This is a genomic window from Stenotrophomonas sp. PS02297 (assembly GCF_029959705.1).
Lineage (GTDB): Bacteria > Pseudomonadota > Gammaproteobacteria > Xanthomonadales > Xanthomonadaceae > Stenotrophomonas > Stenotrophomonas nitritireducens.
Genome location: NZ_JASCOS010000003.1, coordinates 94,617 through 100,682, shown reverse-complemented (window position 1 = coordinate 100,682; position 6,066 = coordinate 94,617). Strand labels below are relative to the sequence as shown.

At 70.0% G+C, this 6,066-nt stretch carries 10 protein-coding genes; 2 read left to right on the top strand and 8 right to left on the bottom strand.

Annotated features, from left to right (window positions below; translation table 11 throughout):
* Positions 1 to 231: 231 nt before the first annotated feature.
* Positions 232 to 603 (top strand): DUF423 domain-containing protein, encoded by a 372-nt coding sequence (locus QMX80_RS01600; RefSeq protein ID WP_055765332.1) that lies wholly within the window; start codon positions 232 to 234, stop codon positions 601 to 603.
* 5 nt (positions 604 to 608) lie between these two features.
* Positions 609 to 1,283, top strand: coding sequence for a DNA-3-methyladenine glycosylase (locus QMX80_RS01595; RefSeq protein ID WP_282274834.1), 675 nt, complete (start codon positions 609 to 611; stop codon positions 1,281 to 1,283).
* Between the two features lie 34 nt (positions 1,284 to 1,317).
* Here the strand turns inward: QMX80_RS01595 and QMX80_RS01590 are convergent, their stop codons facing one another.
* From QMX80_RS01590 to QMX80_RS01555, 8 genes are all read right to left on the bottom strand, one after another.
* The gene (locus QMX80_RS01590; protein WP_282274833.1) at positions 1,318 to 1,842 is read right to left on the bottom strand and encodes a hypothetical protein; all 525 of its coding nucleotides are present in this window, start codon (positions 1,840 to 1,842) and stop codon (positions 1,318 to 1,320) included.
* Positions 1,843 to 1,932: 90 nt separating this feature from the next.
* Entirely contained in the window at positions 1,933 to 2,730 is a 798-nt protein-coding gene (locus QMX80_RS01585; RefSeq protein ID WP_282274832.1) for a M15 family metallopeptidase, read from the bottom strand.
* Positions 2,731 to 2,739: 9 nt separating this feature from the next.
* Positions 2,740 to 3,303, bottom strand: coding sequence for a PH domain-containing protein (locus QMX80_RS01580; protein ID WP_282274831.1), 564 nt, complete (start codon positions 3,301 to 3,303; stop codon positions 2,740 to 2,742).
* A 23-nt stretch (positions 3,304 to 3,326) separates the two neighbouring features.
* Positions 3,327 to 4,124 (bottom strand): CPBP family intramembrane glutamic endopeptidase, encoded by a 798-nt coding sequence (locus tag QMX80_RS01575; protein WP_282274828.1) that lies wholly within the window; start codon positions 4,122 to 4,124, stop codon positions 3,327 to 3,329.
* Positions 4,121 to 5,416, bottom strand: a complete 1,296-nt coding sequence (locus QMX80_RS01570; protein ID WP_282274826.1) for an alpha/beta fold hydrolase — start codon at positions 5,414 to 5,416, stop codon at positions 4,121 to 4,123. Before QMX80_RS01570 ends, QMX80_RS01575 begins: the two co-directional genes overlap by 4 nt.
* Position 5,417: 1 nt before the next feature.
* On the bottom strand, positions 5,418 to 5,600 hold the full coding sequence (locus QMX80_RS01565; RefSeq protein ID WP_055764372.1) for a DUF4177 domain-containing protein: 183 nt from the start codon (positions 5,598 to 5,600) through the stop codon (positions 5,418 to 5,420).
* Positions 5,597 to 5,779 (bottom strand): hypothetical protein, encoded by a 183-nt coding sequence (locus tag QMX80_RS01560; RefSeq protein ID WP_055764374.1) that lies wholly within the window; start codon positions 5,777 to 5,779, stop codon positions 5,597 to 5,599. The genes QMX80_RS01565 and QMX80_RS01560 overlap by 4 nt, the downstream gene beginning before the upstream one ends.
* Positions 5,776 to 6,063, bottom strand: a complete 288-nt coding sequence (locus QMX80_RS01555; RefSeq protein ID WP_055764375.1) for a hypothetical protein — start codon at positions 6,061 to 6,063, stop codon at positions 5,776 to 5,778. Before QMX80_RS01555 ends, QMX80_RS01560 begins: the two co-directional genes overlap by 4 nt.
* Positions 6,064 to 6,066: the final 3 nt, after the last annotated feature.

The following is a 6,066-nucleotide window of genomic DNA, read 5'->3' as shown; positions in this document are numbered from 1 at the left end:
GGACAAGGCCTTCACCACCGACGGTACCTACAACGTGTACTGGTCGGTCAAGTAACCGGCCCGTCGCGCAAAGCAATGAAGTGATGCACAGAAAACGCGCCGCCTACAGCGGCGCGTTTTTTGTTGCCTCCCTGCCTGGCGACAAGCGGACGCGCGTACAGGCGGGCGATGCGATCAGCGTCCGGGCGATCATGGGCCGCGCTGCTGCGGCCGACCAACCGGGGGATGATGATGCTTGGACTGGAACGGAGGGTGCGCAAGCCGTCGCTGCTGGCGTTCTGCGGAGCCTTGCTGGCGGCGGCCGCGGTGGGATTGTCCGCCTATGCCTCGCATGCGGTGAGCGATCCGCTGGCGCAATCCCATCTCGATACTGCCGCGCTGTATGCCTTCGGCCATGGCGCGGTGCTCGCGGTGCTTGGCCCGGCATCGTTGAACGCGGCCGGGCGCACGGCGCTGTACGTGCTGCTGCTGGGGGTGCTGTTGTTCTCCGGCAGCGTGGCCGGCGGCGCGCTGGGGTTGTGGCCGACGCGGCTGGCGCCAGCCGGCGGTACCGCGCTGATGGCCGGCTGGGTGCTGCTGGCGCTCAGCGCGCTGAAGCGGTAGAGCCGATGCCCCGGCACGTGCGTGGCTTCGACGTGGAGCAGGCGCTGGCGCACCTGCAGCGGCGCGACCGGCGCCTGGCCGGCTGGATCCGGCGCGTGGGCCCCCTGGAAGTGCCGCCGGGGTGGCGTCGCCCGTTCGATCCGGTCGATGCGCTGGCGCGCGCGATCCTGTTCCAGCAGCTCAGCGGCAAGGCGGCCTCGACCATCGTCGGGCGGGTGGAAGCGGCGATCGGCAGTGCGCGCCTGCATGCCGATACGCTGGGCTGCATCGATGATGCCGGCCTGCGCGCCTGTGGCGTTTCCGGCAACAAGGCGCTGGCGCTGCGCGACCTGGCGCGGCGCGAGCAGGCCGGGGAAATCCCTTCGACCCGGCAGATGGCGTGGATGCACCACGACGCCATCGTCGAGGCGCTGGTGCCGATCCGCGGCATTGGCCGCTGGACGGTGGAAATGATGCTGATGTTCCGGCTCGGCCGGCCCGACATCCTGCCGGTCGACGACCTTGGCATCCGCAAGGGCGCGCAGCGGGTCGATGGCGGCGCGGCGATGCCGACGCCGCGCGAACTGCTGGTCCGCGGCGAACGCTGGGGGCCGTACCGGACCTGGGCCAGCCTGTACCTGTGGCGGATCGCCGATTTCGCGGAGGCCGGCGGCGTGAAGACCAACCGTTCGCAGGACTGACGCGGCGACGAAGCGGATGCGGCCGGGATGCGCGCTAGGGCTCGCGCTTGTTCCCGGAAGGCGCAAAGAGCGGGTTCTCGCTGAGGGCCGGCCCGGGAACGGGTGGGTTGCGCTTCCATTCCTTCACGAAGCGGTGGTAGCGGAAGGTCGCGGTCATGGCGCGGAAGTAGAAGATCGCGAACACCAGCCCGAACACGATGCCGGTGGGTTGGCCGGTCTGCTGCATGATCAGGACCTTGGACAGCACGAAATAGGCCAGCATGAAGGTCGCCGCGCTCCGGCTGCGCCTGCGGATGCCGAATGCCAACAGGGCGATGAGGCCGACGTCGATGAGGTTGAAGGCGCTGAAAGCGGCCTTGTCGCCGCTCTGGCGCAGTGACAGGAGCGTGGCCAGCAGGGTCATGGCGCACGACACGCAGGCGGCGATCCAGCCATGGCGGATCGGCGCGGCGATGGTTTCCGGTATCTGCCGCTCGGCGGGGCGGGCTTCATGCCCGGAGACGGATGTGGTGGGCGGCGTATAGGGATTGGAATCGCTCATGGTCTCGTCCTTGTTCATGCTCGTTCGTGGCAGGGGCGCCGCGCTGCCTGCGGCCATGGCTGCGCGTGGGTGCAACCGTTTTGCGATCCTTCGGGGCCTCGTTCGCGTTCAGGTGCCGGCCGCGTGGCACCAGTGCCAGGGCTCGTAGACGATGCCGTGCGGATTGTCGCGGGGATAGCTCATGTGGAAGCCGAAGTCGTCCGCATGTGCCTGCAGCCAGGCGAAGGCGGGGGTGCGCTCGAACGACTCTTCCGCCGGTGGTTCGCCGGGCGTGCCGATGTCCAGCGCGTTGCCGCCGTGGTGTTCGCTATAGCCGGGCGCGGCATTGACGGTGAGGATCTCCGCCACGCTCAGGCCGCGCGCGAGCTTGCGCTCGAAGATGCCCAGCTGGTAGTCGTGGCTGCGGTAGCCGGAGATCGCATCCAGCGCGATGCCGTCGGCCGCGGCGGCACCGCGCAGGCGCTGCCAGGCGCGCGCGGCGGCGCGGGTCAGCCACAGGGCGCGGCGATAGCGGTCCAGGCCGGCGAAATACAAGCAGGAAGGTTCGGCGACCAGCGGCAGGCCGCTGGCGTCGGCATAGCCTTCGTCCAGTCCGAGACGGTGCAGGCGTTCGTTGAGGCGATCCAGCGGCAGCGGTGTTTCCGCGGGCGGGCCGCGGCGGAGCAGCGGGTCGTCCAGGCGCCGCAGCGCCGCTTCGATGCCGGGTTCACGGGCCAGGCGTTCGACCATCGGCATCAGCCCTTCCGGCACCCGTGCCGCCAGATAGCGGCCGTCGCGCTTGCGGCGCAGCACCGCCTGCGCGCGCGCGAGCAGGCGCGCGTCGTGGCTGCTGCGCGCGCGCAGCAGGCCGCCGGGCCACAGTTCGATGTCGGGGGTGTTGAGCAGCAGGCGTGGAGCGGGGCGCATGCGGCCAGCTTAATCGCGGTGGCCGGTACCGGCCAGTTGTTCCAGTTGCTGCAGCAGCTGCCGCGGTTGTTCGGGACTGAGCAGCACCAGGCTGCCGTCGCGCAGCGGCAGCGCCAGTACGCGGCTGTTGTCGGTGATCAGGCAGAACGCCTTGCTGCCGTCGCGCATGCGGTAGTGGCCCGAGCGGAAGCCGGGCAGGCCGTAGCCATTGGTCTTGATCGCCGGCTTCAGCCCCCCGTGTTCGGCCAGGTCGACGACGCGGGCGCGTTCCAGCCGCAGGGAGCCGAGGGCGACGGTCCTGGTATAGAACGTGGAGCGGATGGTCAGGCCACCGGCATCGAGCGTGATGCGCCGGCGCAGGTAGGCCAGGCTCACCGCCACGCCGGTCAGCGACACCAGCGCCGGACCCAGCCACGCGCGGGCGCTCGCCAGATACGCCACGCCCTTGTCGCCGAGCATCAAGGCCAGCGGCAGCCCGATCGCCGCCAGCAGGATTGCCCACAGGACCAGCATCGGCATGCCGGTGGGCGCGGCGACGGGGTAGTCCTTCAGTGTTTGGGTTGCGGTCGGCATTGCGTGGATTCCTCCCGGAATAGTCATGGCGCGCCGGCCCCCAGCAGGGGCGCCAGCACGTGCAGCACGATGTCGGCGCTGAAATGGGCGAGCATCGCCATCTCCAGCCCGCGTCGCCAGTACAGCCAGCCGCAGACGATGCCGACCAGTGCGTTCAGGGTGAGGGTGCGCAGCACGACGATGGCATCCAGGCCCCAGAGCTGCGCGGCCGCGGGCAGGTGGCCGACGCCGAACAGTACGGCGGCCAGCACGATGGCGACATGGAAACCCGCATTGCCGGGTACCCGCCGGCGCAGGCGGGTGGCGACCCACAGCATCAGCGTCATCAGGAACAGGCGCAGCTGCAGTTCTTCGGCGATGCCGCCGTAGAACGAGGCCAGCAGGCCGTTGAGCGCCGACTGTCCGGCAGGGATGGGGGGCGGCGGATTGAGCATCGCCGGCAGCCAGGGGTCGATCCATTGCGTGCACAGCAGGACGACCACGCCCGACACGCCGCCCAGCAGGATGGCCTGCAGCGGCGCAGGGCGCTGCACGCCGCCGCTGTCGCCGCCGCACCAGCGCCGCAGCAACGGAGCGCCCAGGCCGAGCCGGTGGCCCATGCGCAGGCCCAGCAGCGACAGCGCGCCAAGCAGCACGAACGCCTGCAGCGACTGTGCAGCCACCAGCGCCGGCAGCGGCAGTGGAATGGGCGCCAGCTTTTCCGGCATGAGCTGCAGCAGGTAGGGGAACAGGCCGGCCGTAGCCAGCGCCGCGGCCAGCGCGAGCACGCCGGCCATCTTCAGGTCGATCTTCCACGACGGCGCCGCCGTGTGCGGATTCATGGCTGCGCCTTCATCCAGCGGGCGATGTCGTCGATCAGCGTGGCATCGACATGGCCGGGCTTCCCGTATTCGTCCGGAGTGCCCTTGCCTTCGCCGGCGATGCCGAGATGGTTGAGCGCGGGATAGAGGTGGAAGCGGTAGCGCGGCCCCTGCAGGCCGTGCTTCCAGCGCTGCCAGTCGGCATCGATCACCTGGAAGTCGCGGCCGCCCTGCAACAGCAGCACCGGCAGCCCGCTGTCGCGCGCATCGGCCACGGGATCGACCTGTTCCAGTTGCTGCCAGTAACGGCCGGGCAGTTCCAGCAGCCTGGCCTCGGGATCCTGGCGGACCTTGGCGATGGCCGCGTCCAGCGCATCCAGGTGCGCCTGCTCTTCGGCGCTGACGCTGCCGTCGAGATTGGCCATGTAACGGTTCTGTTCGCCGAGCAGATCCAGGATCGGGCGCGCGGGTGCGGCCAGCAGGATCAGGCCCGCCACCTTGCCCTGGCTGTTCCCGGCGATGCGGCCGGCGAGCAGCCCGCCCTGGCTGTGGCCAAGAACGTAGATGTGCCGATGGTCGATGCCGGCATTGCCGGCCAGCGCGGCAACCGCCGCCACGGCATCGTCGATGGTCTCGCCGTCGATGCCGATGCCGTCGCGGAAATCCTGCGGCCGCGCCTGCGTGCGCTTGTCGTAGCGCAGCGAGGCGATGCCGTGCGCGGCGAGGCCGCGCGCGATGTCGAGGAAGGGGCGGTTGGCGCCGATGGTCTCGTCGCGGTCCTGCGGCCCCGATCCATGTACCAGCACCACCGCCGGGAACGGGCCCTTGCCCTTGGGCAGGGTCAGCGTGCACGGCAGCCCGGGCTTGCCCGAGACCGGCGCGGGCAGGGTGACGGCCTGTTCGATGACGCCGGCATCGGTGACCGGCGGGGGCGGCGGCGGTGGCGCCGGCTGCACCAGGAAGCCGGCGATGCGGTCGTCCTGGTCCAGCACCACCCGCGCCAGCAGGCCGCCGTGCGCGTATTCCAGCGGAATGACGACGATGCGGAAGCCATCGGCCTGGCTGGTTTCCGCCGCGCCACGCTTCCCGGCCGCCCCCATCTGCGCGGGCAGCGACTCCCACACGGCCTTGAGCTTGGCGGCGGGCACCGCGGCCTTCATCTGCGGCGAGAACGAGGCCTCGGCCGCTTCATACTGGCCCGCGTCGAGCTGGTCGAGCAGGCGCATGGCCAGCGCGGCGGGGGCCTCGGCGGCGGATGCGGTGGCCGAGACTGCGATCGCCATGCCTGCGATCCATGCCAGCAGGCGCTTCATCTCAGGCTTCCCTCTTGAACAGCAGGGTCGGCGAGGAATAGCCGGGCATGGAATGCACCACGTTGACCAGTTCCCAGCCGAGCCGGCCCTGCTTGTCCAGTTCTTCCTGCAGCGTTTCCATCTTGAAGCCACCCATCAGGCTGGTCTTCAGTTCGACGACGAGATACTTCCATTGCTTGTTCATGGTTCTTCCTCGTTGGACTCGTTCTTCGGTGCGGGGAGCCGCCCGGCCTTGCGCAGGGCGTCGCGTATCACGTACTCGATCTGCGCGTTGAGGCTGCGCAGTTCGTCGTCGGCCCAGCGCTGCGCCGCCGCCAGGACGTCGGCGTTGATGCGCAGCGGATAGGCCTTTTTCTCGCTCACTTTCGTGCCGCTCCGGTATCGCCGCGGCGCAGGTGCAGCACCATCGACACCACCAGTACGTTGGCTGCCACGGCGAAGCCGATGCCGATGGCCATCGCGGCGCCGCGGTGGCCGCCGAAGAAATACAGCGCAATGGCGGCGATGAAGGCGCACAGCGCGATCAGCGCCCAGCGCAGGCCGGTACCGCGCGCGTGGGCGCTGCCGCCACGGCCGCTCCATGCGGCGATGAACAGCGCCGGCAGGCCGGTGGCGGCAAGAATCAGCGGGGCGATCACGTCATTCATTGC